At 51.5% G+C, this 26,313-nt stretch carries 30 protein-coding genes and 1 pseudogene; 12 read left to right on the top strand and 19 right to left on the bottom strand.

Annotated elements, in window-relative coordinates; translation table 11 throughout:
* The first annotated feature begins 1 nt into the window (after position 1).
* Positions 2-682, top strand: a complete 681-nt coding sequence (locus tag HMPREF2726_RS02095) for an SIR2 family NAD-dependent protein deacylase (protein ID WP_009312888.1) — start codon at positions 2-4, stop codon at positions 680-682.
* 349 nt (positions 683-1,031) lie between these two features.
* On the opposite strand, the gene HMPREF2726_RS14065 is transcribed toward HMPREF2726_RS02095, so the two are convergent.
* From HMPREF2726_RS14065 to HMPREF2726_RS02085, 3 genes are all read right to left on the bottom strand, one after another.
* Complete coding sequence (locus HMPREF2726_RS14065; RefSeq protein WP_003767024.1) at positions 1,032-1,178, bottom strand: hypothetical protein; 147 nt, start codon at positions 1,176-1,178, stop codon at positions 1,032-1,034.
* A gap of 191 nt (positions 1,179-1,369) precedes the next feature.
* Complete coding sequence (gene lgt, locus HMPREF2726_RS02090; protein ID WP_009312890.1) at positions 1,370-2,224, bottom strand: prolipoprotein diacylglyceryl transferase; 855 nt, start codon at positions 2,222-2,224, stop codon at positions 1,370-1,372.
* Between the two features lie 110 nt (positions 2,225-2,334).
* Positions 2,335-3,465 (bottom strand): M14 family metallopeptidase, encoded by a 1,131-nt coding sequence (locus tag HMPREF2726_RS02085; protein WP_049230378.1) that lies wholly within the window; start codon positions 3,463-3,465, stop codon positions 2,335-2,337.
* 92 nt (positions 3,466-3,557) lie between these two features.
* On the opposite strand from HMPREF2726_RS02085, the gene HMPREF2726_RS02080 reads away from it, so the two are divergent.
* On the top strand, positions 3,558-3,722 hold the full coding sequence (locus tag HMPREF2726_RS02080; RefSeq protein WP_003767028.1) for a hypothetical protein: 165 nt from the start codon (positions 3,558-3,560) through the stop codon (positions 3,720-3,722).
* Positions 3,723-3,773: 51 nt separating this feature from the next.
* The gene (gene argB / locus HMPREF2726_RS02075) at positions 3,774-4,664 is read left to right on the top strand and encodes an acetylglutamate kinase (protein ID WP_003778941.1); all 891 of its coding nucleotides are present in this window, start codon (positions 3,774-3,776) and stop codon (positions 4,662-4,664) included.
* A gap of 168 nt (positions 4,665-4,832) precedes the next feature.
* Here the strand turns inward: argB and HMPREF2726_RS02070 are convergent, their stop codons facing one another.
* The 5 genes and pseudogenes from HMPREF2726_RS02070 to HMPREF2726_RS02055 form a co-directional block, all read right to left on the bottom strand.
* Positions 4,833-5,807, bottom strand: coding sequence for a class 1 fructose-bisphosphatase (locus HMPREF2726_RS02070; RefSeq protein ID WP_009312896.1), 975 nt, complete (start codon positions 5,805-5,807; stop codon positions 4,833-4,835).
* Positions 5,808-5,852: 45 nt separating this feature from the next.
* Positions 5,853-5,960, bottom strand: a pseudogene (locus HMPREF2726_RS14280) (IS5/IS1182 family transposase); the annotation flags it as partial.
* Between the two features lie 21 nt (positions 5,961-5,981).
* A complete protein-coding gene (locus tag HMPREF2726_RS02065; protein WP_009312898.1) occupies positions 5,982-6,356 on the bottom strand; it encodes a hypothetical protein in 375 nt (124 codons plus the stop codon).
* 105 nt (positions 6,357-6,461) lie between these two features.
* The gene (rlmJ, locus tag HMPREF2726_RS02060; protein WP_070602026.1) at positions 6,462-7,307 is read right to left on the bottom strand and encodes a 23S rRNA (adenine(2030)-N(6))-methyltransferase RlmJ; all 846 of its coding nucleotides are present in this window, start codon (positions 7,305-7,307) and stop codon (positions 6,462-6,464) included.
* Between the two features lie 143 nt (positions 7,308-7,450).
* Entirely contained in the window at positions 7,451-8,395 is a 945-nt protein-coding gene (locus HMPREF2726_RS02055) for an AraC family transcriptional regulator (RefSeq protein ID WP_009312902.1), read from the bottom strand.
* A 129-nt stretch (positions 8,396-8,524) separates the two neighbouring features.
* Here HMPREF2726_RS02055 and HMPREF2726_RS02050 point away from each other — a divergent pair, with 129 nt between their 5' ends.
* The 3 genes from HMPREF2726_RS02050 to HMPREF2726_RS02040 all read left to right on the top strand — a co-directional run bounded on the left by HMPREF2726_RS02050 (position 8,525) and on the right by HMPREF2726_RS02040 (position 9,900).
* Positions 8,525-8,860 (top strand): carboxymuconolactone decarboxylase family protein, encoded by a 336-nt coding sequence (locus HMPREF2726_RS02050; protein WP_003756322.1) that lies wholly within the window; start codon positions 8,525-8,527, stop codon positions 8,858-8,860.
* 125 nt (positions 8,861-8,985) lie between these two features.
* Entirely contained in the window at positions 8,986-9,351 is a 366-nt protein-coding gene (locus HMPREF2726_RS02045; protein ID WP_009312905.1) for a rhodanese-like domain-containing protein, read from the top strand.
* Between the two features lie 54 nt (positions 9,352-9,405).
* Positions 9,406-9,900: a DUF302 domain-containing protein gene (locus HMPREF2726_RS02040; protein ID WP_009312907.1), complete on the top strand. Its 495-nt coding sequence runs from the start codon at positions 9,406-9,408 to the stop codon at positions 9,898-9,900.
* A gap of 194 nt (positions 9,901-10,094) precedes the next feature.
* Here the strand turns inward: HMPREF2726_RS02040 and HMPREF2726_RS02035 are convergent, their stop codons facing one another.
* The 11 genes from HMPREF2726_RS02035 to gatC form a co-directional block, all read right to left on the bottom strand.
* Positions 10,095-11,102 carry a 2Fe-2S iron-sulfur cluster-binding protein gene (locus HMPREF2726_RS02035; protein ID WP_049222974.1) on the bottom strand — a complete coding sequence of 336 codons (1,008 nt, stop codon included), beginning with the start codon at positions 11,100-11,102 and terminating at the stop codon, positions 10,095-10,097.
* Between the two features lie 302 nt (positions 11,103-11,404).
* Complete coding sequence (locus tag HMPREF2726_RS02030; protein WP_003756310.1) at positions 11,405-11,974, bottom strand: DJ-1/PfpI family protein; 570 nt, start codon at positions 11,972-11,974, stop codon at positions 11,405-11,407.
* A gap of 82 nt (positions 11,975-12,056) precedes the next feature.
* Entirely contained in the window at positions 12,057-13,487 is a 1,431-nt protein-coding gene (gatB, locus tag HMPREF2726_RS02025; RefSeq protein ID WP_009312913.1) for an Asp-tRNA(Asn)/Glu-tRNA(Gln) amidotransferase subunit GatB, read from the bottom strand.
* Between the two features lie 99 nt (positions 13,488-13,586).
* Complete coding sequence (locus HMPREF2726_RS02020) at positions 13,587-14,459, bottom strand: VirK/YbjX family protein (protein WP_070602025.1); 873 nt, start codon at positions 14,457-14,459, stop codon at positions 13,587-13,589.
* Between the two features lie 169 nt (positions 14,460-14,628).
* A complete protein-coding gene (locus HMPREF2726_RS02010) occupies positions 14,629-15,081 on the bottom strand; it encodes a hypothetical protein (RefSeq protein WP_009312917.1) in 453 nt (150 codons plus the stop codon).
* A gap of 122 nt (positions 15,082-15,203) precedes the next feature.
* Positions 15,204-16,652: an Asp-tRNA(Asn)/Glu-tRNA(Gln) amidotransferase subunit GatA gene (gene gatA / locus HMPREF2726_RS02005; RefSeq protein WP_070602023.1), complete on the bottom strand. Its 1,449-nt coding sequence runs from the start codon at positions 16,650-16,652 to the stop codon at positions 15,204-15,206.
* A gap of 77 nt (positions 16,653-16,729) precedes the next feature.
* Positions 16,730-17,185, bottom strand: a complete 456-nt coding sequence (locus HMPREF2726_RS02000; RefSeq protein WP_349267060.1) for a DUF4303 domain-containing protein — start codon at positions 17,183-17,185, stop codon at positions 16,730-16,732.
* Positions 17,186-17,407: 222 nt separating this feature from the next.
* Positions 17,408-18,040 carry a DUF6714 family protein gene (locus HMPREF2726_RS01995; RefSeq protein ID WP_246827846.1) on the bottom strand — a complete coding sequence of 211 codons (633 nt, stop codon included), beginning with the start codon at positions 18,038-18,040 and terminating at the stop codon, positions 17,408-17,410.
* A 2-nt stretch (positions 18,041-18,042) separates the two neighbouring features.
* Positions 18,043-18,804 (bottom strand): WGR domain-containing protein, encoded by a 762-nt coding sequence (locus HMPREF2726_RS01990; RefSeq protein ID WP_070602021.1) that lies wholly within the window; start codon positions 18,802-18,804, stop codon positions 18,043-18,045.
* Positions 18,805-18,868: 64 nt separating this feature from the next.
* The gene (locus HMPREF2726_RS01985) at positions 18,869-19,354 is read right to left on the bottom strand and encodes a hypothetical protein (protein ID WP_009312922.1); all 486 of its coding nucleotides are present in this window, start codon (positions 19,352-19,354) and stop codon (positions 18,869-18,871) included.
* Positions 19,355-19,383: 29 nt separating this feature from the next.
* Entirely contained in the window at positions 19,384-19,674 is a 291-nt protein-coding gene (gene gatC / locus HMPREF2726_RS01980; RefSeq protein WP_009312923.1) for an Asp-tRNA(Asn)/Glu-tRNA(Gln) amidotransferase subunit GatC, read from the bottom strand.
* A gap of 227 nt (positions 19,675-19,901) precedes the next feature.
* Between gatC and HMPREF2726_RS01975 the strand changes: the two genes are divergently transcribed.
* The 6 genes from HMPREF2726_RS01975 to HMPREF2726_RS01950 are packed head-to-tail and all read left to right on the top strand — an operon-like array spanning position 19,902 to position 26,174.
* Positions 19,902-20,939 carry a rod shape-determining protein gene (locus tag HMPREF2726_RS01975; RefSeq protein WP_070602019.1) on the top strand — a complete coding sequence of 346 codons (1,038 nt, stop codon included), beginning with the start codon at positions 19,902-19,904 and terminating at the stop codon, positions 20,937-20,939.
* A gap of 11 nt (positions 20,940-20,950) precedes the next feature.
* Positions 20,951-21,790 carry a rod shape-determining protein MreC gene (gene mreC, locus HMPREF2726_RS01970; RefSeq protein ID WP_003778898.1) on the top strand — a complete coding sequence of 280 codons (840 nt, stop codon included), beginning with the start codon at positions 20,951-20,953 and terminating at the stop codon, positions 21,788-21,790.
* A 7-nt stretch (positions 21,791-21,797) separates the two neighbouring features.
* Positions 21,798-22,301 carry a rod shape-determining protein MreD gene (mreD, locus tag HMPREF2726_RS01965; protein WP_003756286.1) on the top strand — a complete coding sequence of 168 codons (504 nt, stop codon included), beginning with the start codon at positions 21,798-21,800 and terminating at the stop codon, positions 22,299-22,301.
* Positions 22,302-22,310: 9 nt separating this feature from the next.
* Entirely contained in the window at positions 22,311-24,350 is a 2,040-nt protein-coding gene (mrdA, locus tag HMPREF2726_RS01960; protein ID WP_094113194.1) for a penicillin-binding protein 2, read from the top strand.
* Entirely contained in the window at positions 24,343-25,506 is a 1,164-nt protein-coding gene (rodA, locus tag HMPREF2726_RS01955) for a rod shape-determining protein RodA (RefSeq protein WP_049222978.1), read from the top strand. The genes mrdA and rodA overlap by 8 nt, the downstream gene beginning before the upstream one ends.
* Positions 25,507-25,517: 11 nt before the next feature.
* Positions 25,518-26,174, top strand: coding sequence for a MarC family protein (locus tag HMPREF2726_RS01950; protein ID WP_003756281.1), 657 nt, complete (start codon positions 25,518-25,520; stop codon positions 26,172-26,174).
* Positions 26,175-26,313: the final 139 nt, after the last annotated feature.

Here is a 26,313-nt window from a genome sequence, read left to right as displayed (position 1 = left end):
TATGAAAAAATGCGTTGTCCTGACCGGCGCGGGGATTAGCGCCGACAGCGGGTTGCTGACTTTCCGCGACGCGGGCGGTTTGTGGGAAGGGCATAAGGTGACGGATGTCTGTACGCCCGAAGCCTTGGCGCGTAATCCCAAGCTTGTAATTGATTTTTACAACCAGCGCAGGCTTCAGGCAAACGCCGCCGAGCCGAACGCCGCGCATCTGGCGTTGGTCAAGCTGGCGCAATATTACGATGTGCGCATCATCACGCAGAATGTGGACGCGCTGCACGAGAAGGCAGGCAGCAGCAAAGTATTGCACCTGCACGGCGAGCTGAACAAACTGCGCAGCACCGTCGATGAAGACGAAATCATCGAATTTACCGGCGAACAGACCGACGATGTGCGCGACAGCCAAGGCAATCCGATGCGCCCGCATATCGTGTTTTTCGGCGAGCAAGTACCGATGTTTGACGCGGCGGTCGAAGAAATGCGCGATGCGGATGTGGTCATGATTGTCGGCACGTCGATGCAGGTTTATCCGGCGGCTTCGCTGATTCATTACGCGCCGCCCGCTGCGGAACGCTATCTGGTCGATCCGAACCCGCAAGGCGTGGGCGCGGATGTCGAAGTGATTCCGAAACGTGCGGCGGAAGGCGTGCCGGCATTGGTCGAGCATTTGATTAGTCGGGCTTAAGACGGTTTGAAAATGCGGAAACGTCGTCTGAAAACGGGCAATGCTTGTTTTCAGACGACGTTTTGTTTTGCAATGGTTATTTTGTGACAAGACAGTTGCCGCGAACGGACTTTGTGTTGCGTTTGGGCAACTTGGTAGGGAGAGGAACAGAACGTCCGATTACTATAGTGGCTTAATTTAAATCAGGACAAGGCGACGAAGCCGCAGACAAGATAGTACGGCGAGGCAACGCCGTACTGGTTTAAAGTTAATCCACTATACAGAATCCGCCATATCCCTCCACGATAAAAAAGGTCGTCTGAAAACCATGTTTCAGGTTTTCAGACGACCTTTGTTTTTCAAAACGGAATCAGCCGCCGCATGCGCCGCAGCAACCGCCTTCGCTGTGGCCGCCGCGTTTTTCTTCGTTGTTGACTACGGGCAGCTCGACTTCTTCAGACTGTTCTTTTTTGTCTTCGGGCAGGTCGTTGACTTTGATTTTGTTTTCTTCTGACATTTTGGGCTCTCTTTAAAAAAGATGGAAAGGTGTGCCACGATACCATCGGGCGGCGGATAAACCAAGTCGGATTTAAGATTTTTTGCGATTCGGTTTGATGAATCGCAAATCGTGCCGGTTTGGAATGGCTGATGTGATAACGGGACGCTGGTTATCGCGTCCCGTTTGGGTTTTCAGACAACCTTTGGGCATCAGTTCAGGCGGTTTTTCTTACCGAACCAAACAAAACCGATCGCGCCCAAAACAATCATCGGCACGCTCAACCATTGTCCCATCGACAAGCCCAAGGTGAGCAGGCCGAGATAGTCGTCGGGCTGGCGGGCGTATTCGGCGATGAAGCGGAAGAAGCCGTAGCCGCCGAGGAAGAGGGAGGCGACTTGTCCCGTCGGGCGCGGTTTTTTGGAGAAAATCCATACGACGATGAAGAGGCAGATGCCTTCAAGGGCGAATTGGTAGAGTTGCGAAGGGTGGCGCGGCAGGACGTGGTATTGCTGCATCCATTCCGCCCAAAGCGGGTTGCGCACGGCGGCGTTGAGGTCTTCTGCGCGCGCTTGCGGGAAGCCCATTGCCCAAAAGGCGTTGATGTCGGTAATGCGGCCCCAGAGTTCGCCGTTGATAAAGTTACCGATCCGGCCGGAAGCCAAACCCAGCGGAACGAGCGGCGCGACAAAATCCATGGTTTTCAAGGTACTGATTTTATGTTTGCGGCTGAACAGCCACATGGCGATGACGACGCCCAAGAAGCCGCCGTGAAACGACATGCCTCCTTCCCAGACTTTGATCATGTCAAGCGGATGTTCGAGGTAGTATGAGAATTTGTAAAACAGGATATAGCCAAGTCGTCCGCCGAGTATGACGCCTATTGCCCCCCAACCTAGGAAGTCGTCGAGCATTTCTTTCGTAAAAGCGGTGTTGCCTTGCTTAATACGGCGGCGACCCAGCCATAGGAAAAGTATAAAGCCGACGATATAGCTGAGGGCATACCAGCGGATGGCGATAGGTCCGAAACTGATTAATGCGGGGTCGAACTGCGGATGTATCATCATGATGTGTGTTCCTTATGGGAAGGGCGGTTTATGTGTTTTTAGCCCGACAAAGGTCGTCTGAAAATCCCGATTGGGATTTTCAGACGACCTTTTGCGTGATGGGAAAAGAATTATCGTAAATCATCGACAACGTTCAAGACAGCCGACAACATGGCTTCGCCCAAACGCAGGGAGCGTTGACCGTTCCAGCCGAAATCGTCGTCGGGCAGGTTGGCATTGTCTTTAAACGGCATTTCGAGCGTATAGGCGAGGCAGTCGAAACGGTTGCCCACCCAGTTGGTCGCGAGCGTCATGTTTGCCTGACCGGGCGCGTCTTTTTCATAGCCGTATTCGTCTTGGAAGTCGGGGCTGGCGGAGAGCAGGGCGGTTTTGAACTGCGTTTCCAGCGCGGCAATGCGCGGATTGTAGTTCGGCACGCCTTCCGTACCGGCAACAAAGACAAACGGCAATGCTTCGTCGCCATGAATGTCTAGGAACAAATCCACGCCGGTTTCCAGCATTTTTTCGCGCACGAGGAAGACTTCCGGGCTTTTTTCCAAAGTCGGATTTTCCCATTCGCGGTTGAGGTTTGCGCCGGCGGCATTGGTTCGAAGGTTGCCCAATACCGAGCCGTCGGGGTTCATGTTCGGCACGATGTAGAACGTGGCGCGGTCAAGCAGAGTGCGTGCAGTCGGGTCTTGCGGATCGAGCAGGCGGCCGAGCAGGCCTTCGATAAACCATTCCGCCATCGTTTCGCCCGGATGTTGACGCGCGATAATCCAGATTTTCATGTCGCTTTCGACTTGGTTGCCGATGGTCAGCAGGTTGATGTCGCGGCCTTGTACGGTGCTGCCCAAGTCGTCGATGCGGCAAAGCCCGCTGCCTTGCGCGTCGCCCAAGAGGTTTAAATGCTGCTCGTGGGAGTAGGGCTCGAAATAGGCGTAGTAAACGCTGTTGGAGAGCGGCGTATGGTTGATGGTCAGCACGCCGTTTTCGTATTCGGTCGGGACGCGGAACCAATTTTGACGGTCGTAAGAGGCGCACGCCTGATAATCTTCCCAGCCTTGCGGATAAGCCGAATCCGCCGCGTTTTCAAAGTGCATCACGCAATTCTGGTAGGCCGCACCTTGCAGGCGGAAGTAAAACCATTGGGCGAAATCGGAAGCGTTGTCCGGACGCAGGGCGAGGCGGATATTGGCAGGGTCGGTCAGGTCTTTGACGACGACGGAGCCGGCATCAAATTGAGTGCTGATTTTAATCATGGGAAAGTCCTCGGTATATCGGGCGAACCGGATAACCGTTGTTTGAAAAAATGTGTGGGCGATACCGCGTCCGTCGGCGACGGCAAACCGATATGCCCGAATCCGTTGATTCTACCATTCCGACGGGCGCGTCCTCAACCGATAAGGGGCGGGGAATGTTGTTTCAGACGACCTTTGACGTTAAGATAGGGCAGATTCACTTTAAATCAGGACAAGACGGCGAAGCAGCAAACAGTTGCGAAGCTGATTTTTACTGATTCAAAGGTAATCCGCTATAATGATTAAATTGTTAATAATGAGACACGATTATGAGCGAATCCCATCCCATTTCCGCAGCCGACAAAGCGCGCATTTTAGCCGAAGCCCTGCCGTATATCCGCCGTTTTTCCGGCTCCGTCATCGTCATCAAATACGGCGGCAACGCTATGACCGAGCCTGCTTTGAAAGAAGGTTTCGCCCGCGATGTCGTTTTGCTCAAACTGGTGGGCATCCATCCCGTCATCGTCCACGGCGGCGGCCCGCAAATTAATGAAATGTTGGAAAAAATCGGTAAAAAAGGCGAATTCGTGCAAGGCATGCGCGTGACCGACGGCGAAACGATGGATATCGTCGAAATGGTGTTGGGCGGTCATGTGAATAAAGAAATCGTCTCACTGATTAATTTGCAGGGCGGACGCGCGGTCGGCGTAACTGGGCGCGACAACCACTTCATCAAGGCCAAAAAACTGCTGGTCGATACGCCCGAACGGGCAGGCGTGGACATCGGACAAGTCGGCACGGTCGAAAGCATAGACGTGCGCCTGATTGAAGGCTTGATCGAACGCGGCTGCATCCCCGTCGTTGCGCCCATCGGCGTCGGCGCAAAAGGCGAAGCCTTCAATATCAACGCGGATTTGGTCGCAGGCAAACTGGCGGAAGAGCTAAACGCGGAAAAACTGCTGATGATGACCAATATCGCCGGCGTGATGGACAAAGAAGGCAACCTGCTGACCAACCTGACCCCAAGCCGTATCGGCGAATTAATCGCAGACGGCACGCTCTACGGCGGTATGTTGCCCAAAATCAGCTCTGCCGTCGAAGCGGCAAGCAACGGCGTCAAAGCCACTCACATCATCGACGGCCGCCTGCCCAACGCGCTTTTGCTGGAAATCTTCACCGATGCGGGCATAGGCTCGATGATTTTGGGCGAAAGGCCATAACGGCCCGCAGATGATTCAAGGCTTGCCGAACAGCATGCCTTGTAAATGCCCGAATACTAAATAATACACAAAAGGTCGTCTGAAAACCTGTTTCAACGTTCATAGAGAATGCTGAAACGGATTTTCAGACGACCTTTTTATGACAGGATAGCCTACAAACTCAACATCTTATTTTTGATGCAGCTTGCCGACATATTCGACTTCCTCGCGGCTGCCCATGACGACGGCTACGCGTTGGTGCAGACCTGTGGGGACGATGTCGAGCATGTTTTCCAAAGCATTGCTTGCCGCCGCGCCTGCCTGTTCCAAAATCAGGCTCATCGGATTGGCTTCGTACATCAGGCGCAGCTTGCCGGGTTTGGACGGATCGCGTTTGTCTTGAGGATACATGAAGACGCCGCCGCGCATCAGGATGCGGTGGATTTCTGCGACCATGCTCGCCACCCAGCGCATATTGTAATTTTTACCGCGAACGCCCGTATCGCCTGCCAGCAGCTCGTTAATATATTGCTGCATAGGGGCTTGCCAGTGGCGGGTGTTGGACATATTGATGGCAAACTCTTTGGTCGATGCCGGAACTTGCGGATTTTCTTTGGTCAGGACGAATTCGTTGTTTTCGTTGAGCGTGAACACGAAAACGTCGTGTTTCAAAGTGAACACCAATTGGGTTTGCGGGCCGTACAAAACATAACCTGCCGCCACTTGGTCACGGCCTTTTTGCAGGAAGGATTCGGTATTCAGACGACCTTCGGGCTTGGTAAGTACGGAAAAAATCGTGCCGACGGAAATATTGACGTCGATATTGGACGAGCCGTCCAGAGGGTCGAACAAGACGAGATAGCCGCCGTTTTCGTTGGCTGCCACAAAAGTATCCTCTTCCTCGCTTGCCAAACCGGCGACATGGGCGTTGTTTTTCAAGACGTCAATCAGGATATCGTTGGCAATCACATCCAGCTTTTTCTGATCTTCGCCCTGAATATTGCCCGTACCCGCCATGCCCAACACGCCGGCGAGTGCGCCCAAGCGGACTTTGCCGCTGATATCGGAGCAGGCGGCGACAATGGATTCGAGGACGCTGCCCAATTCGGCAGGAATGCTGTTTTGCTGTAAATGCTGCGGTAGGAATTGCGCTAATGTTTTCATATCGGACTCGGTTTCTGGCTATAAAAAAGAAAAGGTCGTCTGAAAATATAGTGGATTAACTTTAAACCAGTACGGCCTTGCCTTGCCTTGCTGTACTATTTGTACTGTCTGAGGCTTCGTCGCCTTGTCCTGATTTAAATTTAATCCACTATGGTTTTCAGACGAGGTCGGTATTTATTTTTTGCTTGAAGGGGCGGAGGCGGTGCCGCCTATCATTTCTTTGGCGCATTCGACCGCGCTTTGTTTGATTTTGGTTTTCAGCTCGCCGCCAACTTCGCCGCCGATCAGTTTCGACATATCGTCGATGGATATCTGGTCTGCGGTTTTTTCCGAAGCGCACGAACAGATTTGCTGTACGGTATCAGACGGTATCGCGCTGCTTTTCGGCGCTTTTTCCACGCAGATGGCTGTCGCGCTGCTGATGAAGTGGCCGCGAAGCTCTTCGCCGAAGGTTTCTTGTACCGTATCTTGGACTGAGCGTTCGCACGAGCATAGAAAAAGCGCACAAAGGGAAGCCAAAAGCAATGAAGCGGGATGTCTGATAGTCATAATTTGAAAGCGTAAAAACAATGTAGTGAATTGTAGTTTAAATCGGAGGCCTCTGCCATAGGATTTCCCGCCAGTGTCTTCGTTTGGCGGGCTGGGGATGGCTGATTATTTTATGCAGCTGTTTAAGACGAATCGCGCGCCGTTGTCTTGCGCCAGTATGTCGGTCAACGCGGGAAGGTTGTTTTTCAGCAGTTCCGGCAGCAGGTAGGGCGGGTTGATGATAAACATGCCGCTGCCGTGCATCCCGAATCCGTCCGGACGCGGGGTGTGGACGTGCAGCTCGGCGTGCAGGTAGCTGTCGGGCATCAGCTTTTGCAGTTGCTCGGGCAGCTTGCGGCTTTCTTCTCGGCTCAAGCAGGGATACCAAACCATATAACAACCCTGCTCAAAGCGTTTGAGCGCGTCTTTTAAAGTATGGACAACGCGCTGATAGTCTTGTTTTTCTTCATACGGAGGGTCTATCAGGACGACGGCACGGCGCGGCGGCGGGGGCAACAGTGAAATCAGACCGCGAAAACCGTCTGCCTGCATTATTTGCCCGCGTCTGCCCAAACGCGCTTCTTCCATATTGTTTTTCAGATGTTGGAAATCGGCAGGGTGCAGCTCAAACAAACGCAGTTTGTCGCTGTCGCGCGTCAGGGCTTGGGCAAGCCACGGCGAACCGCAATAGAGTTGCTTTTGTGGGAGTATGGTATTCAGGCGGGCAATGAAGGCGGACAGCTCGGGCGGCAGATTTTCCGCCTCTTGGAGCAACCGGATGCCTTGTCTGTATTCGCCGACTTTTTGCGCCTCGCTGCCGCTCAAGTCATATAAACCCGCGCCGCTGTGGGTATCGATATACCAATAGGGCTTGTCTTTTTGATTGAAGTAATCAAGCGTCAGGAAAAGGATGAAATGCTTGATCATATCGGCATGGTTGCCGGCATGGAAGGCGTGGCGGTAGCTGAGCATAAGAGGTCGTCTGAAAAAGGAAAAATGGATTATATAGGCAAATAAACGGTGTATCCAAACAGGCTTTTCCGCAGTATCTCAATGGCTAAACGATAAATCAAAGGGTTATGACGCTTTTGCCGTTTTCAGACGACCTTTTGAGTTCAAATGCCTTCAAGCGACTGGCTGGTATTTTCATCTGCTGTTTCATTTTTCCGATACTGCCCCGGCGAAATCCCGTATTGTTTTTTAAACGCTTTGCCGAAGTGGGTTTCGGACTGGAAGCCGACGCTCAGCGCGACAGACAAGACGGAATCGGCAGTTTGCCGCAGCAATACGGCGGCTTGGCGCAGGCGGATGAGGTTGACGAAGGCGTGGGGGCTGATGCCGGTTTGCTGTTTGAACAGGCGCATCAGTTGGGCGCGGGAAAGGTTGGCAAGCGCGGTCATTTTTTCGATGTTCCATTCGTCTTCGGGGCGGCTGACGACGGTTTGGATGAGTTGGCGCAGACGTTTATCGCGCAGGCCGTTGAGTATGCCGCCTAATGGTGCTTCTCCGCCTTGTTCGAGATGGGCGCGGACGATGAGGACGAGGAGGACGGAGGAGAGGGCGTTGACGATAGCGCGCGAGCCGGAAAGCGTGTGTGCGCTTTCGTATTGCAACATGGAGATAAGACATTGCAGCGAGGGATGGTCCATCTCGATAAGGACGGTTTCGGGCAGGTCGTGCATGATATCGGCGTGTTCGTCGTATTCGAAACGGGCGCAGAACAAATCGAGGCTTTTTTCGCCGCCGCTACGGGATGAGGCGACTGTAAATGCGCCGCTGTTGCCGATATGCGGTGTATCGCCGCAGTTGTTGCAGTCCGCTTCGCTGCTGATGATGTGTTCCGCGCCGCGCGGGAAAAAGATAAGGTCGCCGGTTTGCAAGAGCCGCGCTTCGGGTTCGCCTTCGATTTTGATGTAGCTTTCTCCGGCGACGACGAGGTGCGCGATACCGTGCGCGCGCCTGCGTTCGTGCGGGGCGTACCATTTGTCGCGGAACAGGCATTGTATGTCCACACTGCCGGTGATTTGCGCCAGTTCGATGAGTTTGTCCAAAGTGTCCATAAGTATTTTTTGCAAGTGAATGAGATGATTTGACGATTATAATAGTCAAATTATTGCAATAATGCCATCCATCGGATGTAAAAAAGTGCAACATCCTTCATTTGCAAACACATTAGAAAGGAAATCAAAATGTTTCAAAATTGGCCCGAACACACCGCACACGTTAAAAAATCATTCGGCGAGCTGGGTAAAAACCACCCTAAAATGCTGCAAGCCTACGGCGCGCTGGAACAAGCCGCCGCAGCCGAAGCCTTGGATGCGAAAACCCGCGAGCTGATTGCCCTCGCCGTCGCCATCACCACCCGTTGCGAAAGCTGCATCAGCGTACACGCCGCCGCAGCCGCCAAAGCGGGTGCGACTGAAAGCGAAATCGCCGGCGCGCTGGCGACCGCTATTTCCTTGAACGCAGGCGCAGCCTACACTTATGCCCTGCGTGCTTTGGAAGCGGTTGACGCGCAGCGTTGATTTTGTCTCAAAGGGTCGTCTGAAAAAACTCCCGTTTCAGACGACCCTTCTGTTGACGGAACATTGCTTTTTGCCGCCAAACCGTTTAGATTGATATCTTTGTTCAACCGTTTGGAGAAACGACCATGAAAAAATTGCTGACTGCCGCGCTGACTGCCGCCGCACTTGTCCTGCCTGCCGCCGTATCCTTTGCCGCACCTGCCGCCAAAGCTGCAAACGCGCAACCTGCCAAAGCAAAAGGCGTATGGATTGACGTACGTTCCGAAGAAGAATTCAAATCCGGCCATCTACAAGGTGCTGTCAACATTCCGCACGACCAAATCGTCGAACGCATCAAAAGCGTCAGCCCCGACAAAAACGCACCCGTCAACCTCTACTGCCGTAGCGGCCGCCGTGCCGAAGCCGCGCTTACCGAGTTGAAAAAAGCAGGCTACACCAACGTAACCAACCACGGCGGTTACGAAGACTTGGTGAAAAAAGGTTTGAAATAACCAGCAACAAGGTCGTCTGAAACGTTTCAGACGACCTTTTATCCAAGGAAAAACATGAAACCGATACGCACCTTCGCCGCAGCCGCCATCCTCGCCGCCCTGACCGCCTGCGCTTCACACGGCGGTGATGCCGCCCGACAACCCGATTCCCGACAAAGTTCAGCCATGAATCAAACCCATACCGCTATCAGCAAATACAGTTTCGACGATACCGTCCGCCGTTTGGAAACCGCCGTCAAAGAAAAAGGCATGACCGTGTTCGCCGTCATCGACCACCAAGCCGCCGCGCGTCGAAGCGGTTTGGACATGCAGCCCGCCAAAGTCATCGTCTTCGGTACGCCCAAAGCCGGCACGCCGCTGATGCAAAAAGACCCCGCCTTCGCCCTGCAACTGCCGTTGCGTGTCCTCGTTACCGAAACCGACGGCGCAGTCCAAGTCGTGTTCAACGACACGCGCGCGCTGGTGTCGGGCAGCAAAATCGAGTTTGCCGAAGTGGAAAACACGCTCGCCAATGCTGAAAAGCTTATTCGCAAAACGGTAGCGGAATAAGGCTCGCCCAAATCCGAAGGTCGTCTGAAAACCTGAGTAATCCCACTAAATTCGTTTTCAGACGACCTTTTGACAAAATAATGTGCCGAGGTCGTCTGAAAAATTTTTCGATGACATCGGCACATTATTTTTTAAGACAACTCAGTTCCCAAGCCTTTTGCGGTTGCGGCAGGATTAGATTTGCGCGGGTATATCTATTGCGCGGGCGAAAACGCATCCGAATAGAAGGTTGTCTCAGGCAGGCTGCATTGCGCAGTTAACACGGATTTCGCACTTTCGGTCATGGCGACGGAACCGCAGGCATAAACTTCGTAACCGCTCAAGTCGGGATAATCTTTTGCGGCGGAGGTTTGGACGTATCCTTTTTCGCCTTGCCAGCCCTCATCGGCTTTTGATAGGACGGGGGTGAAGCGGGCGTTTTTCAGACGACCTGTCAGTTCTTGAGCTTCTTCGAGTGCGTACAAATCATCTTGGTGACGCGCGCCCCAGTAGAAATGGACGGCGCGACTGCTGTCTTGGCGGATAAGGTCGAGCAGGATGCTGCGGATGGGGGCATAGCCTGTACCGGTTGCCAGAAGGATGATGGGTTTGCCGCTGCCTTCTTGCAAGGTAAACGAACCGAGCGGGCCTTTGATGCGGACGATGCCTTTTTCTTTGACTTTGGGTTCGCTGCCGAAAATCATTTCCGAACAGACGCCGTTTTCGCGCCTGCGGATGTGCAGTTCCAAAATGCCTTCTTGGTCGGGCGAATTGGCGATGGAGTAGCTGCGGCTGACGTTGCCCGGCAGCAGTAAATCAATATATTGCCCGGCATAGAAAGCAAACGGCGGGGCTTTGGGCAGGGCAAGTTTCAGGAGGGCGACATCGTGTTTGAAAACCATGCTTTCAATACGGGCGGGCAGGGTGCGGACGGGTAGCGAGTTGGCGTTGTAGCCGGGGATGTTGATGCTGATGTCGCTTTGCGCGGTGGTGCAGCACATCAAAATCTTGCCTTGGGCTTTTTCTGCTTCGGATAAGGCCTGTTCCGAGTGTTCGCCCATTTGAATATCGCCGCTCACCAGTTCGGCTTTGCATTGCCCGCAGGCACCGCTTTTGCAGGAATGGGGCAGATTGAGGTTTTGACGGGCGGCAGCGGCTAAAACCGTTTCGCCGTCGTTGGCGGTAAAGGTGGTTTGGTCGGGTAGGGTAATGGTATGGGTCATAGCTTGGTGTGGTTTGAATAGATTGGGGGATGGGAAAAGGACAAGAAAGATTAGGTTTTAATCTACTATAAAAAAGGGTCGTCTGAAAGCCTGTTTTCATTTTCAGACGACCTCCGGGTAATGAGTTCGCAAGTCGGACATGAATATCCGGCTTGGAGTTTCACTGCAAGTGCATTAACGGATACGGTTTGAGCCCAATGCATAAGTTTGACCGCCTTGCCATGCGAACCACCAATACAGGCACATGTCACGCTGACCTTTGAATGTAGAACGTGTGAACGGTCAGTATTTCCTCTACTTTACTACTGCCACATTTCCCTGCATCGGGCGATAAGGTCTTCGGGAATATCACCCAAGGCAGACAAAATTTGGAGAGCAAAATCGACAAAAGCCGTGCCGTTGGCGGTAATAACGTTGCCGTCCCGCACGGCTTCGCGTTTGGTTTCCACATAAGCCTGCCGGTTAGTGTATTCGGGTAAATCGGCAATGGCAGCCAAGCTGTTGGCGGTGTGGCGGCAGTCGTTCAACAGACCGTTGGCGGCAAGAAAATAGGTACCTTCACAAATACCGCCCACAATCTTGCCCTGCTGCTTAAACGTGCGAACCAAGTCGGCAATTTTTAGGCGGTTTTCATCGGATAAATCGCGCCACGATTGGGTTGCGCCGTTTAGAATCAAAGCGGCGGTGTCGGGCGGCAGTTCGTCCAAGGTTAAATCGGGCTGAACGCGTAGATTACCCATGGATGTTTTCGGATTTCGGTCGGTGGAAACGTAGCGGACGGTATAGCCTGCAAATTGTTGTAAAACAGGAGTCAGCAAAGTGGATTCCCAGTCGGCAAACTGTTCCAAGATAATAACGACGACGGTTTTCATTGCATTTTCCTTTTCCGGTTTAAAAACGGTTTCAGGCTGCCTGAAAACCCTTTTATCGTTTTTCAGGCAGCCTGCACCTTGTTTACCCCAACTTCGCTCTAACCAATTCCTGCACCTGTGCGGGATTCGCTTTGCCTTTGCTGGCTTTCATCACTTGTCCCACAATCGCATTCAGGGCTTTTTCGTTGCCGGATTTAAATTGTTCCACTGCTTTGGCGTTGTTTGCCAGCACTTCGTCCACCATGGCTTCAATCGCGCCGGTATCGGTCATCTGCTGCAAGCCGTGTTTTTCGATGATTTCGGCAATGGAGGCTTCGGGTTCCGCCCACATGGCTTCAAAGGCTTTTTTCGCCAATTTGCTGCTTAGAGTGCCGTCGGCGATTTTGCCTACCAGCGCGGCGAGGCGTGGGGCGGTAATCGGGCTGTCGGCAAGTTCCATGCCTTCTTTGTTCAGCGTGGCGGCGAGTTCGCCGTTCATCCAGTTGGCAATCAGCTTGCCTTGTCCGCTGGCTTTGGCGGCTTCTTCAAAATAGGCAGCCTGCACGCGGCTGGCGGTGAGCAGGCGCGCGTCGTAGTCGGACACGCCGTAGTCCGTCACGAAACGCGCCGCCATTTCTTTCGGCAGCTCTGGCATTTCTTCTTTGGCTTTTTGCAACCGGTCGTCTGAAATGATGACGGGCAGCAAATCAGGGTCGGGGAAGTAACGGTAGTCGTGCGCGTCTTCTTTCAAACGCATCACGCGGGTTTCGCCTTTTTCCGGGTCAAACAACATGGTTGCCTGCTGTACTTTGCCGCCGTCTTCCAAAATCTCGATTTGCGCTTCCACTTCGTAATTAATCGCCTGCTCCAAGAAGCGGAAGGAATTAAGGTTTTTAATCTCACGGCGCGTGCCGAATTCCGCTTGACCTTTCGGACGCACGGATACGTTGGCATCGACGCGGAACGAGCCTTCCGCCATATTGCCGTCACAAATGTCCAGCCATGTTACCAAGCTGTGTAAGGCTTTGGCGTAGGCAACGGCTTCGGCAGCGGAGCGCATTTCGGGTTCGGATACCACTTCCAATAACGGCGTGCCGGCACGGTTCAGGTCGATACCGGTCGTGCCGTTCAGGCCCTCATGCACGGATTTGCCCGCATCTTCTTCCATGTGCGCGCGGGTTACGTTGATGGTTTTTACATCGTCGCCGACCACGATTTCCAGTTTGCCGTGTTCTACAATCGGTAAATCCAACTGGCTGATTTGATACCCTTTTGGCAAGTCGGGGTAGAAGTAGTTTTTGCGGTCGAACACGTTTTTCTGATTGATTTTCGCATCCAAAGCCAAGCCCAATTTGATGGCTTTTTCAACGACTTCGCGGTTCATCACCGGCAGCACGCCCGGCAGCGCGCATTCCACCACGCTGGCGTGCGCATTGGGTTCCGCTCCGAACGCAGCCGATGCGCCGCTGAAAATTTTGGATTGGGTGTTGAGCTGGACGTGGATTTCCAAGCCGATTACTGTTTCCCAAGTCATAAGAGGTTCTTTCTTTTGATGTCAATAATATAAAGTGGTCAGCCGTTTTCAGACGACCCGTTTGTTTTTCAAATGGCAAGGTCGTCTGAAAACGCAGAATCAAGTCTTCTGAAAGCAAGCCTGTATCTCGCCCGCCATGTTATCCAGCATTTGGTAACGTTTGCGGTACATCGAACGCTTTTTGCTTTCGATTTCCGCCAAGTCTTTTCGCGGCGGGATTTGCGGCAGATGCCAGTAGCCGTCGCTTTCGAGCGTTGCGCCGTTCTCCTGCCAAAACAGGTCGTAATTCATTTTGACCCGTTTCTTCAGCCGCCAGCGCAGTTTGACCTGATGCTCTTGGGCAATGCCGACAACGCTGCCCAAATTGAGCGATGTCGAAAAATATTGCAGGGCGGTTACCATCAGTTGCTGCGGACGTAGGCCGTGGAGTTGTTTGGTCAGGCTACGTACAAGGTCTTTAGCTTCTTCCCCTGCGGGGCCTTGGATAGAAGCGGCCAGCAATTTGCTGTCAACTAAGGCGAAGGTTGCCATGTAGAGACGTTTTCCTTCGCTGTCGCGCAAGGATAGCGACCACATTCCTTCATCCACGCAATTATCGTTCCGGTTCAGCCATAAAGTCAGGCCGTTTGAAAGATGCGCCAGAACGACATGGAATTTGCGCGTCGTCATATTGGCGAGCGTTTCCTGCCCGAACAGTTTTTCGGCTGTCAGCAGGTCTTCTTTCATGACTTGTAGCCTGCGCCGTTTGTTGAAACGTTGGTCGACAAAGGCATGTATCAACGGATAGGCATCTTGCGGCCACCTTTGAAAAAAGGTACGGCGTGGCGCAGAGGCGTTGACAAAGTTTTCAAAATCTTTGACTTGTCGCCGTGTAAACAACCTGCGTAAGGAGAATTTCAAATGCTGGATTTGAAATTTCGGCGCATCCTTATATACGGTTTTGAAATCTGGAAAAACAAACTGATCCGGCATTATACCTTTCCCTCTGCGCAGGTATACACATCAGATTCCGCACCAAATTCGGTCGGTGCGTCGCTGAAGATTTTGAATTGGGGGTTGAACTGGACGTAAATTCTTAAGCCGATTACTGTTTCCCAAGGCATAGTTTAAGTTTCCTTAATACATAGAAACCTGCTTGCATTCAGGATGGCGATGATTGTTTAAAAAGCTTTTTACGCCAAATAGCCAGTAGTAATACATTCACAGCAGCCACAGCAGATACGAGGAACAGCCATTCGTAAGAATAAATAACATTAAATAATGTAACAAATGTTTGTTCCAGAGGATGCAACGTCAACTGTCCGTAATATGCCGCTTGATTGCGAGCCGGCATAATAAAACGCATGACTATGTAACCAAGGTTGATAAACAAACTCAAAGGTAGGCAGATAATGCTATTGAGTAATAAATGTTTTCGCCAAAAATGCGGCGTTTTTGGACGTTTACGCCATAAAATGTACGTAACAAGTACAGAAAGGATGAGCCAGTACAGCAGAAATAACACAATGCTTGTAGATATTTCCAGCCCCGTTGTCTGCCATAAACCCCATAAGAATTGCCAAAATTTTGGGGAAAAGTAATCGTAATATTCCATTATTTTAGTAATTTTGTTAGTTTCAGACTGTTGGAAATTAGACGGTTTTCTTTTTTTAGATCATCTGAAAACAACAGCCTGAAATCTGGATTTTATTTTTGGATAATTTCTACTAATAAATTCTACTCCGGTGCTTTCGTATGCCAATCACTTGCCAACTGTACTTGATGCGCTGCGCCAAGGATTTTGGCTTCGGAGAAGTGGTTGCCGATGAACTGCACGCCGATGGGCAGTCCGCTGCTGCTGAAACCTGCAGGCAGGGTCAGGGCGGGCAATCCTGCCAGATTCACGGCGATGGTGTAGATGTCGGAAAGGTACATCTGCACGGGATCGTGGATGTCGCTGCCGAGTTTGGGGGCGGCGGTGGGCGCAGTCGGGGCGAGGATGAAATCGCATTGCGCGAAGGCTGTCTGAAAATCGTTGGCAACGAGGCGGCGCAGTTTTTGGGCTTTCAGGTAATAGGCATCGTAGTAGCCGTGCGACAACACATAAGTACCGATCATGATGCGGCGTTTGACTTCGCTGCCGAAACCTTCGGAGCGGGTATTGCTGTACATTTCTTCAAGGTCGCCGAATTGGGCGGCGCGGTGGCCGTAGCGTACGCCGTCGTAGCGGGAAAGATTGGTGCTGGCTTCGGCGGAAGCGAGGACATAGTAAGCGGGGATGGACAGGGCGGTTTGCGGCAGGGAAACTTCAATGGTTTCCGCACCTTGTGCTTTTAAAAGGTTGATGACGCTTTGCAAAGCAGCCTGTACATCGGCATCCGCGCCTTCGCCGAAATATTCTTTAGGTAGACCGATTTTTATGCCTTTGAGCGGTTTGTCCAAATCGCGGGTGTAGTCTTCCTTGCTGCGTTCCAAACTGGTGGAATCGCGCTTGTCAAAGCCCGCCATTGCATTGAGCAAAATCGCGCAGTCTTCGGCGGTTTGCGCCATCGGACCGGCTTGGTCGAAACTGGAAGCGTAGGCAACCATGCCGAAGCGGGAAACCGTGCCGTAGGTGGGTTTGATGCCGGTGATGCCGCAGTGTGATGCGGGCTGGCGAATGGAGCCGCCGGTATCTGAACCGAGCGCGGCAGGGGCAAGACGTGCGGCAACAACGGCTGCGGAACCGCCGGACGAGCCGCCTGGGACGTGTTCGGGATTCCACGGGTTTTTAGTCGCGCCGTAGAACGAGGTCTCATTGGTCGAGCCCATGGCAAACTCGTCCATATTGGTACGGCCAAGCGTTACCATGCCTTCATCGAGCAGGTTTTGCACGACGGTGGCAGTGTAGGGCGAAACGAAGTTGTCCAGCATTTTGGAGCTGCATGCGCTGCGCCAGCCTGTTTGGCAGAAAATATCTTTGTAGGCGATGGGTACGCCGGTAAGCGCCGTGGCGTTGCCTTGCGCGATACGCGCGTCGGCGGCACGGGCTTCGGCTAGGGTTTTGTCTTGGTCGAGAGTAATGTAGCCGTTGATTGCCGGGTTCTGCGCAGCAATGGAGGCGAGGTATTCGGTTGCCAGTTCGACGGCGGAGATTTGCTTGGATTGCAGCAGTTGGCTGGCTTGTTTGAGGGTGTATTGGGTCATAAGAGTCTTTTAGTTTAAATAAGTGGGATTTCAAAGAGTTTAATGGTGTAGGCTGATTTCAGGGTCGTCTGAAAATATCAACCTATCAATTTTTGGTAAGTATCCGGTTGGTTGAGCTGAGTGGTGGAACGGTAAAGCAGTGATTGTTCGTCATTTTCATCATAATCATCAATATAAAACGCAAACAGCAATATACCGTTTTCAGCACGATTGCCGAACAGACCTTCTTGGTCGCATTGTTGCAGTGCGGCTATCAGGGCGGTTTCGTATTCGGCACGTTTTTGCTGATAAGCATCATCATCTAGGTTCTCTATGCTGAGGTATGCAGCTTGGTAGAGCTCGCTTTGGTTTTCCAGCCAGTTATCTGAAACGTTCTGAGGCTCGGTTTCACTGTCATAAAGGGTACATCTGCCATCCCAAATCGCCTGCAAAATGGTGCAATTTTCATATTCGTCTGCGTGTTCGACGGTAAAAGCAGCCAAATCCTGATAGGTAATGGCGGCATTGCCTGCGGCGAAAAAGTCGTCTACCAGATAGAAATAATATGCGGCAACTTCTTTACCTGCCTGTTCGGCCTATTTCTTGATACGGTTGAAACATTGGTGGATGTGGCTAACGGCAACTGTGTGAAGGTGTTGTTGCTCGGTGGACATGGGATTCCTTTGCTTCGTACTTTTTGTCTATTCTATTCGTATGCGAAACAGAACTGTTTTGTAACCGTACTTGTTCTTTCAGACGACCTTCTTTTGGAAGGCTTAGTTTTTATCGGGCAAAATATTGGCATCTGACAATATTTGATTTAAGTGTTCAAATGCAGCCTGCCATGGGCTGTCAATATATGAAGAGTAGCCGTCGTCGTAGGTATTTGCCGTTATTTCCACGAGAAAACGGACTGTATTCAACAAAGCACGTTGTTGAGCAGCGTTGAGCAGCAGTTCATCGGTATAATAGCTGTTCTCCAAGGCATAAGCCAATGTATCGGCAATCATACCGTCAGGGTCTTGTAATGCCCAAAGCAAGTAATATGGTAGGGCGAAATGCCTGCCTATACTATCCATAAATGTGATGGCAGAACAGGGATTAAAACGTGGGATTTCTCCTACGCGGTGTCCTTGAAAAAGGACATTTTCCCAATAATCCCGTTCATCTTCAGCACGATAGCGGCAACGTTCCGGATTATTGGTATCCATCCAGTCATCCACGCAGTCGGCTTCCAATATCCCAATTCCGTTCTTTAGTTGGGTATCGGCAAATGCGTGGCAGACTTGCTCGGCGATTTCTTCGTATGCTTTATTCCACTGTTGAGCATATTCACGCAGGTAGCCCAGTATCTTGATGAGTCGCTTGGGAGACATTGTGCATACAGGCTCGGCACGCTGATGTTTCATAGTTAGGTCGTCTGAAAATGGTTCACCTGTGCAACAGCAAAACGTTGCAAGTCATCTGCCATTTGTTGATTGATCTCAGACAAAGTACCAGCAAAACACCAACCGCGTAGCTGTGCCAATATGTCAAGCCTCTGCATGGCAAGTAGGGCAAGTTGCTGCAATTCAGGTTTCAGACGACCTGTAATTTTAATGCTGCCGAATGTAGCAGCAATAATCACTCTATCGGATTGGTAAACTTCGGTTTCCTGTTGTTTACACAGTTCTTCAATGCTTTTGGCAGTTTGGTCTGCTTGAGGCGGCAGGTAATCCATACCCCAATATTCACAAATCAATTTCTGAGGGAAAGCCAATATATCCAGATCGGCATTTTTGCGGAAGGCTTGTGCAAGCTCATACAACGCATCACTGCCTTCATCACTGCCAAACGGAGCCTCTTCGTCACCGCAGTCATAATAGAAATTATCGGTTAAGTATCGGACGAAGTGTGGATGCGAGGTTTTGCGATGTGGACCGAAATCTTCATCGTCAAAATAAAAGCGGTCGATGAAATTAAAATCGGGAGCAGGTTTGTAGCCTTTTTTGGTCTTTTGCGTAATGAGCTTGTCAGCAGCTTTTTGACACTCGACTTCATCGTCGTATTCGGTAATTTGGTAACGTCCGGTTGCACCAAGTTTGCCGAAATTGACCATGATGTCGCTACCATCGGAATTGATAATCCAAAATTTCTGGGACTTGTCGTCAGTATAAATGAAGGCTTGTTTCACAGAAATTCCTTTTCAGGTCGTCTGAAACTGCAAATATTTAAACTAGGTAAAACAACTTACATTTTTATTTTACGCGGCTGCAAACGGTTTCCACCATTTTGTCACTGTGCATTGTTTCGCTGGAATCTTCCTTTTTCAGCTGCTCAATGGCTTCTTGCGGCATTTTGTTGGGACTATTGTAATTGTGAACGTCGATACGCTCTTCAAGTTGTCCGTTTTTGTCAAACAGGGCAATCGCGCTCATAACAGATTGTTTGGGTTCTTGGCAATGTACCCAATCTAAAATCAGCATATGGGCATGTTTGCCTGAAACCGCAGATTGATGCCGTGTAATGGTTGAATACCAACCATTACCGAGATTTTTGATACTGTTCGGATAGAGTGATGCGCTGTATTTCCCGTCAGGTGTTTCGTAGTCATACAAATGCACGGCTTGCTCGGAATGAACAACAGGCAATACAGAGGATTTAGGGTTGTTGTCATCCTTAGGCATAGCGTAGGCGTTAACCGTGAGTACGCCAAGTAATAATGTGGTCAAAAATTTATTCATTATTGGTTTTCCTAAAGGATAAATTCCATCTATTCTTCAATTACCTGAGGCACGATATACAGGCGGTTGCGCACTTCGGGTGCGACGGCTTGATATTCGGCGGCATGGTCGGTTTCGGTAACTGTATCTTCGCGCAGGCGCAGGGCGGCTTCGTGGGGGTGTGCCATCGGCTCGACACCATCGGTATTCACGCTCTGCATCTTTTCGACCATGGCAAAAATGTCGTTCAATTCTGAGAGGGTTTTGCCTTTTTCTTCCTCGGTCAGCGAAAGGCGTGAGAGTTTGGCGATTTTTTCCACATCGGTTAAGCTTAAAGCCATAAAAAATCCTTGTCTGATAGCAAACGCCCCTTTATTGGGGTATCATTGCGTTCTTCTTCGATGAAACGAAGAATTATAACCGAAAACTACTCAAACGGCGTGTGATTTCGCCATACGTTTCATTACGGGGAGTAGGGAAGTCGTCTGAAAAGGCGTTGTTTCCATGTTTTTAATATTTTGAATAACAATTAAATAAAATCGGTGCTGGGCCGATATTCAGGTATTTTATGTTTCGTTTTTTATCCCGTTTTTTCTCAAACGATATCGCCATTGACTTGGGTACGGCGAACACGTTGATTTATGTGCGTGGTAAAGGCATTGTTTTGGACGAGCCGTCTGTGGTGGCGGTTCAATCGGGTACGGGCGGTAAAAGCAAGATTGTCGCCGTAGGTACGGAAGCCAAGAAAATGCAGGGGCGCGCGCCGCGCAATATTGAAATCGTCCGTCCTATGCGGGATGGGGTGATTGCTGATTTTACGATTGCCGAGCGTATGCTGGGTATGTTGATTAAAAAAGCAATACAAGGCAATTCGGTTGTGCCGCCGCGCGTAGTGATCTGTGTGCCGGGCGGGGCAACCCAAGTGGAACGCAAGGCAATTTTGGATTCTGCGTTTGCCGCAGGTGCATCTTCCGTACATTTGATTGAGGAGCCGATGGCGGCTGCTTTGGGTGCGGGTTTGCCGATTGAAGATACTGCCGGTTCGATGGTGGTGGATATCGGCGGCGGCACAACGGAAATCGGCATTTTGTCGTTGGGTGGTATGGCTTATTCTGCCTCCGTCCGTGCGGCAGGTGATGAGTTTGATAATAGCATCGTGCATTATCTGCGCCGTCATCGTGGCGTGTTGATTGGTGAAGCGACGGCTGAGGAATTGAAGAAAACAATCGGTTCAGCCTCCGGTTTTGCAACCGAAACCGCCATGCGGATTAAAGGTCGCGATTTGGCGGAAGGTACGCCCAAATCGATTGCCATTACTTCGGAAGAGGTGCGCGAGGCTTTGAGCGAAACGGTTAATCAGATTATCCGCGCCGTGCGCCTTGCTTTGGAACAGGCTCCGCCTGAGTTGGCCGGCGATATTGCCGACAGGGGAATTATGTTGACGGGCGGTGGCGCGCTGCTGCACGGTATGGATACGGTTTTGGCGGATGCGACGGGGCTGCCTGTCGGTATTGCCGACCAGCCTTTGAACTGTGTGGCTTATGGTGCGGGCAAAGCCTTGGATTATATCGGCAAATGGAATGCCGTCTTTGTGGATAACCCGTAAGGCAGGCTGAAATGGAACATTCTTCTTTACGGTTTGACGAGGCAAAGGGCCAAAAGCTGTTGCCTCGTTTTATTGCGTATTTGTTACTGGGCGCAGGCATTATGGTGGCGGACGGCCGTTTCAACCTGATGCAGCCCGTGCGCACTGCGGCAGCAGAGATTCTTTATCCGGTGCAATGGTTGGCAAATCAGCCGGTCCGTCTCTATCAATATTTTTCCAACCAATCTCAATCACAAACCGAGCTGTTGGAACAAAACCGTCTCCTTTTGGAGGAAAACGGTCGTCTGAAAATCCAGCTTCAACGCGATAAGGTCAATCTGAGCGAATTGCAGGAGCTGAAAAAGCTATACGGCTTGCAGCAAAAAGGCATCAGCAATGTCATCGGTGCTGAAGTATTGTCCAGTGGCAAAGACCCGCTGTCCGAACGTTTGATTATCAATAAAGGCAGTGGCGAAGGGGTGGCGGCAGGCGATGCCGTTATCGACCAAAACGGCTTAATCGGGCGGATTACCTTAGTTCACGCAAACAGTGCGGAAGTCGAGCTGATGGCGGCTGCGCAAAGTATCGTCCCTGTTGCCGTTGAGCGTACGGGCGAACGCAATCTCGCCTACGGCAATGGCGTGGGTTTGGATTTGCGTTATTTCCCGACGGGCTCGGATTTGAAGCCGCAGGATGTTTTGATTACCTCCGGCTTGGACGGTATTTATCCGGCAGGCATTCCCGTAGCCCGCGTGGATAAAGTCGTCCGCGCTTCAGGTACGCCTTATTACGACACAGAACTGACCCCGTTTGCCGCCTTGCGCCGCAGCCGCTTTGTTTTGGTTCTGTCTTCTTCCCATTCTTCCCAATAAATCATTCATGAACGATTTTGACGATTCCTACCGTGCCATGCCCGTCGGCGTGATTGCGGCAAGTTTTGCCGTAACCATGCTTGTCGATTTCATGCCTTTTCCCTTTGATGTGTTTTTTTGGCTGCCTGAACTGACTGCGCTGATGCTGCTTTATTGGTCTATGCACCATCCCCAACGCGTCGGCATGGGCATTGCGTTTTTGCTCGGCTTGATAGTCGATGCCGCAACGGCAGCGACTTTGGGGCTGCACGCATTGTCTTATACGGTCATGGTGTATTTCGTCTTGAACACGCGCCGTCAAATCATGCTCTACGGCCACATCATGCAGATCGGGGCGGTATTGGCAGCATTGTTCTGCCATCAGGCGGTCTTGGTGGCGGCGCGCCTGTTCCTCAATAACCAAATCATCACTTGGCAAAGTTTCATCGCGCCTTTGGCAGGCGCGCTGCTTTGGCCTTTCTTGAGCCAGTTGATGCTGGTGCTGACCAATTTTTATCGCGCCAACAGATAACGTGAAACCATGTCCATACTGAATACTATGAAACGTCGTCTGAAAAATGGCGGTAGCGGTAAAACACAGACTGCAAAGGCAGCGCAAGCCGATTCTTTATTGCGTCTGCTGGTGGTATTTATCTTGATTGTGGTTTTGTTTGCCGCATTGGTGGCGCGGTTTGTCTATTTGCAAGTGTTCCGGCATGACGATTTTTCCGGGCAGGCATCCAGCAACCGCATCACATTAATTCCGACTCCGCCCGTCCGCGGCGAAATCGTAGATGTCAACGGCGTACCGCTGGCAAAAAACTATCCCGTGTTTTCGCTGGAAGTTATCCCCAGCCGCATTGAGGGCAAGATGGAGGATGTCATCGAAGCCCTGCGGAAGTATGTCGATATTACGCCTACCGATTTGAAGCGTTTCCACAAATATCGCGAAAGCTACCGCAAATTTGAAAACATCCCGCTCAAGCTACGCCTGACAGATGAAGAAGCGGCAAAATTGTCCGTGCATCTTAATGAATTTAAAGGCGTAGAAGTCAATTCGCGCACTTTCCGCGAGTATCCTTATGGCAAGCTGACTTCACACTTTTTAGGTTATATCGGCCGCATCAGCGACAAAGATCAGGAAATTTTGGAAGAAGAGGGCTTGACTGCGCTCTATCGTGGCAGCACGCACATTGGTAAATCGGGGCTGGAAAAATATTACGAACCGCAGCTTCATGGCGCGCCCGGCTATCAAGAAGTGGAAAAAGACGCTTACGGCAATATTGTTCGCGTCTTGAAAAACGTGCCGTCGCGCATGGGGCAAACTTTGCGTTTGGGCATGGACATCCGTATGCAGCAAGAGGCAGATAAAATATTGGGAGACAGGCGCGGGGCGATTGTTGCCATCAATCCGCAAGACGGTACGGTGTTGGCATTCGTTTCCAAACCTTCTTTCGATCCCAATCTCTTTATCGACGGCATCGACAGCGAAACTTGGAAAGCCTTGAATGATGACTGGAAAAAGCCGTTGGTCAACCGCGTGACGCAAGGTTTGTACCCACCGGGCTCGACGTTTAAGCCGTTTATGGGCATGGCTTTGCTGGAAAGCGGCAAAATTACCCAAACGACAGTCGTCCCCGCGCCCGGCGCATGGAGCATCCCCGGCAGCCGCCACGTCTTCCGAGATTCCGTACGCAGCGGTCACGGTTCGGCGAATTTGAGCAAGGCGATACAGGTGTCGTCCGATACCTTTTTCTACCGCTTGGGCTACGAAATGGGCATAGACAAAGCATCGCCGTATTTAGCGCAATTCGGTTTCGGCAAAAAAACCGGCATCGACCTGCCCAGCGAATATACGGGCGTTTTGCCCAGCCGCGAATGGAAGGCGAAACGCTTTGCCAAATCTTCCGATCCTACTGCCAAAGAATGGCGCGCAGGCGAGATGGTCTCGGTCAGCATCGGGCAGGGTTACAACGCTTACACCCCGCTGCAAATGGCACACGCCACCGCTTCGCTCGCCAATAACGGCGTGGTTTATCAACCGCATTTGGTGAAAGAATTGTTGGATTTCGACAAACGCAAAATCACGCGTATCAATCCCAATCCCGAATACAAAATCCCGTTCAAACAAGACAATTTCGAATACGTCAAACAGGCGATGGAGAAAGTCTTGAAACCGGGCGGTACGGCACACCGCATCGGCGGCGGATTGGCTTACAGCATGGGCGGCAAAACGGGCACGGCGCAGGTTGTGCAAATCAAGCAGGGCGGTCGTTACAACGCCGCAGCTTTGCGCGAGCAACACCGCGACCATGCGTGGTTTATTTCGTTCGCCCCCTTGGAGAAGCCTGAAATCGCCATTGCCGTAATTCTGGAAAACGGCGGCTGGGGTGCCTACGCCGCACCGCTTGCCCGCAGCCTGACCGATTTTTATATGCTCAATGTCAAGCCGCAGCAATTTTCAGACGACCCCGACGCAGGCGGAATGCCCGAACCGCAACACCACCACACACAACCCCAACCGCCGACCATATTCCAAAAAGCCTACGGTCTGAAACAGGAGGAAGCAAATCATGAATGAAACGGTTGGAATGTGGGCAAAAATCAAGCGCACCGTATCTGCTCCGATAGATCCGTGGCTGTTTTTCCCCATGCTCGCCATCTACATCATGAGCCTGTTTTTGCTCTATTCGGCGGACGGGCAGGATTTCGGCCAGCTTGAACACAAAACCCTGCATACGGTTTTCGGCTTCGCCCTGCTGTGGTTTGTCGCCTCATTCAAGCCGCGTGATGCCGCAAAGGTTGCGCTGCCGATGTACCTGATTGGCGTGTTGCTGCTTGTCGCCGTCGAAGTCGCGGGCGTAACCGTCAATGGCTCTACCCGTTGGCTGGAGCTGGGTTTCACGCGCATCCAGCCGTCCGAAATCATGAAAATCGTCCTGCCCATGACCGTCGCTTGGTACTTCCAACGGCACGAAGGTCGTCTGAAATGGTTTCACTACATCATCGCCATGCTTTTAATCCTCATCCCTGTTGCGCTGATTTTGAAACAGCCCGACTTGGGTACGGCAGTTTTGATTATGGCATCGGGTATTTTCATCGTCTTTTTCGCAGGCCTGCCGTGGAAAGTCATCTTTGCCGCCATCATTGCCTTTGTTGCCGCATTGCCGCTTTTGTGGAACTACGGGATGCACGACTATCAGAAAACCCGCGTCCTGACGCTGTTTGACCCGACGCAGGACCCTTTGGGCGCAGGCTACCACATCATCCAATCCATGATTGCCATCGGTTCCGGCGGTGTCTGGGGAAAAGGCTGGCTCAACGGCACACAAACGCATTTGGATTACATTCCCGAGTCCACGACCGACTTCATTTTTGCCGTATATGGCGAAGAATTCGGTTTGATCGGCAACATCTTGCTGCTGCTGGTTTACCTCGTTATCCTGACGCGCGGACTGCTGATTGCCGCCAAAGCCCAATCGCTTTACAGCCGCACGCTTGCCGGCGCATTGACCATGACCTTTTTCTGCTACGCCTTTGTGAACATGGGCATGGTGAGCGGCATTTTGCCCGTTGTCGGCGTCCCCCTGCCGTTGGTCAGCTACGGCGGCACTGCAACGCTTTCCATCATGACCGTACTTGCGCTGCTGATGGGCATTTCCAGCGAACATAAAACCAAACGCCGCTACGAATTTAACGATAAAGCGGACGTAAACGTCTCTACAAAAAACCAATAAGGGAATAAAAAATGGAATTAGGTGTAGAAATCGGCAAGCTTTTGGTTGCCTTCCTTGTACTGATCAACCCGTTCAGCGCGCTCTCGATTTACCTTGATTTGACGCAGGATCACAGCACCAAAGAAAAACGCCGCATCGCCCGCACCGCCGCGCTCGCCGTCTTCATCGTCATTGCCGTCTTCACCTTGACGGGCGGAATGTTATTGAAAATCTTAGGCATCAGCGTCGGCTCTTTCCAAGTCGGCGGCGGTATTTTGGTATTGCTTATCGCCATCTCCATGATGAACGGCAACGATAACCCTGCCAAACAAAATATCGGTGGAGACAAGGAAGAGGGCGTTGTACCACACATCCAGAAAAACGCCAAAGCCATCGCCGTCGTTCCCGTCGCTATTCCCATCACCATCGGTCCGGGCGGTATCTCTACCGTGATCATCTACGCCTCAGCCGCCAAAAATTACAGCGATATTGCTTTGATCCTTACCGCAGGCTTCCTCGTCAGCCTGATTTGCTACGCTATCCTCATCGTCGCCGGGCGAATCAGCAAAAAACTGGGCACGACAGGACTGACCATCCTCAACCGCATCATGGGCATGATGCTTGCCGCCGTCTCCGTAGAAATCATCGTCGCGGGATTGAAATCCATTTTTCCGCAACTGGCAGGCTAGTTCAGTGGATTGTATAGAAGGCAAACTGTCCATCTTTATCAAGGAAAAAGGTCGTCTGAAGCTAGGTTTCAGACGACCTTTAGTCTATTGTGCCAATATCTATCCAAAATATAGTGGATTAAATTTAAATCAGGACAAG

Origin of the sequence: Neisseria sp. HMSC074B07, assembly GCF_001810355.1 — a bacterium.
Classification (GTDB): Bacteria; Pseudomonadota; Gammaproteobacteria; order Burkholderiales; family Neisseriaceae; genus Neisseria.
The sequence above is the reverse complement of the archived record's forward strand: the minus strand, read 5'-3'. Positions and strand labels throughout refer to the sequence as shown.

Bases quoted from the DNA above. Each gene is read 5' to 3' on its own strand.
- HMPREF2726_RS02080 (WP_003767028.1), top strand. From the start codon at position 3,558: ATGCCCGAATCCGTTGATTCTACCATTCCGACGGGCGCGTCCTCAACC.
- HMPREF2726_RS02095 (WP_009312888.1), top strand. From the start codon at position 2: ATGAAAAAATGCGTTGTCCTGACCGGCGCGGGGATTAGCGCCGACAGC.
- HMPREF2726_RS02085 (WP_049230378.1), bottom strand. From the start codon at position 3,465: ATGATTAAAATCAGCACTCAATTTGATGCCGGCTCCGTCGTCGTCAAA.
- HMPREF2726_RS14065 (WP_003767024.1), bottom strand. From the start codon at position 1,178: ATGTCAGAAGAAAACAAAATCAAAGTCAACGACCTGCCCGAAGACAAA.
- HMPREF2726_RS02020 (WP_070602025.1), bottom strand. From the start codon at position 14,459: ATGCCGGATCAGTTTGTTTTTCCAGATTTCAAAACCGTATATAAGGAT.
- HMPREF2726_RS02010 (WP_009312917.1), bottom strand. From the start codon at position 15,081: ATGGAATATTACGATTACTTTTCCCCAAAATTTTGGCAATTCTTATGG.
- HMPREF2726_RS01975 (WP_070602019.1), top strand. From the start codon at position 19,902: ATGTTTCGTTTTTTATCCCGTTTTTTCTCAAACGATATCGCCATTGAC.
- gatA (WP_070602023.1), bottom strand. From the start codon at position 16,652: ATGACCCAATACACCCTCAAACAAGCCAGCCAACTGCTGCAATCCAAG.
- HMPREF2726_RS02065 (WP_009312898.1), bottom strand. From the start codon at position 6,356: ATGACTATCAGACATCCCGCTTCATTGCTTTTGGCTTCCCTTTGTGCG.
- mreD (WP_003756286.1), top strand. From the start codon at position 21,798: ATGAACGATTTTGACGATTCCTACCGTGCCATGCCCGTCGGCGTGATT.
- HMPREF2726_RS01950 (WP_003756281.1), top strand. From the start codon at position 25,518: ATGGAATTAGGTGTAGAAATCGGCAAGCTTTTGGTTGCCTTCCTTGTA.
- rodA (WP_049222978.1), top strand. From the start codon at position 24,343: ATGAATGAAACGGTTGGAATGTGGGCAAAAATCAAGCGCACCGTATCT.
- rlmJ (WP_070602026.1), bottom strand. From the start codon at position 7,307: ATGCTCAGCTACCGCCACGCCTTCCATGCCGGCAACCATGCCGATATG.
- HMPREF2726_RS01995 (WP_246827846.1), bottom strand. From the start codon at position 18,040: ATGAAACATCAGCGTGCCGAGCCTGTATGCACAATGTCTCCCAAGCGA.
- HMPREF2726_RS02030 (WP_003756310.1), bottom strand. From the start codon at position 11,974: ATGAAAACCGTCGTCGTTATTATCTTGGAACAGTTTGCCGACTGGGAA.
- HMPREF2726_RS02045 (WP_009312905.1), top strand. From the start codon at position 8,986: ATGAAAAAATTGCTGACTGCCGCGCTGACTGCCGCCGCACTTGTCCTG.
- HMPREF2726_RS02055 (WP_009312902.1), bottom strand. From the start codon at position 8,395: ATGGACACTTTGGACAAACTCATCGAACTGGCGCAAATCACCGGCAGT.
- HMPREF2726_RS02050 (WP_003756322.1), top strand. From the start codon at position 8,525: ATGTTTCAAAATTGGCCCGAACACACCGCACACGTTAAAAAATCATTC.
- HMPREF2726_RS01985 (WP_009312922.1), bottom strand. From the start codon at position 19,354: ATGAATAAATTTTTGACCACATTATTACTTGGCGTACTCACGGTTAAC.
- gatB (WP_009312913.1), bottom strand. From the start codon at position 13,487: ATGACTTGGGAAACAGTAATCGGCTTGGAAATCCACGTCCAGCTCAAC.
- gatC (WP_009312923.1), bottom strand. From the start codon at position 19,674: ATGGCTTTAAGCTTAACCGATGTGGAAAAAATCGCCAAACTCTCACGC.
- argB (WP_003778941.1), top strand. From the start codon at position 3,774: ATGAGCGAATCCCATCCCATTTCCGCAGCCGACAAAGCGCGCATTTTA.
- mrdA (WP_094113194.1), top strand. From the start codon at position 22,311: ATGTCCATACTGAATACTATGAAACGTCGTCTGAAAAATGGCGGTAGC.
- HMPREF2726_RS02070 (WP_009312896.1), bottom strand. From the start codon at position 5,807: ATGAAAACATTAGCGCAATTCCTACCGCAGCATTTACAGCAAAACAGC.
- mreC (WP_003778898.1), top strand. From the start codon at position 20,951: ATGGAACATTCTTCTTTACGGTTTGACGAGGCAAAGGGCCAAAAGCTG.
- lgt (WP_009312890.1), bottom strand. From the start codon at position 2,224: ATGATGATACATCCGCAGTTCGACCCCGCATTAATCAGTTTCGGACCT.
- HMPREF2726_RS02035 (WP_049222974.1), bottom strand. From the start codon at position 11,102: ATGACCCATACCATTACCCTACCCGACCAAACCACCTTTACCGCCAAC.
- HMPREF2726_RS02040 (WP_009312907.1), top strand. From the start codon at position 9,406: ATGAAACCGATACGCACCTTCGCCGCAGCCGCCATCCTCGCCGCCCTG.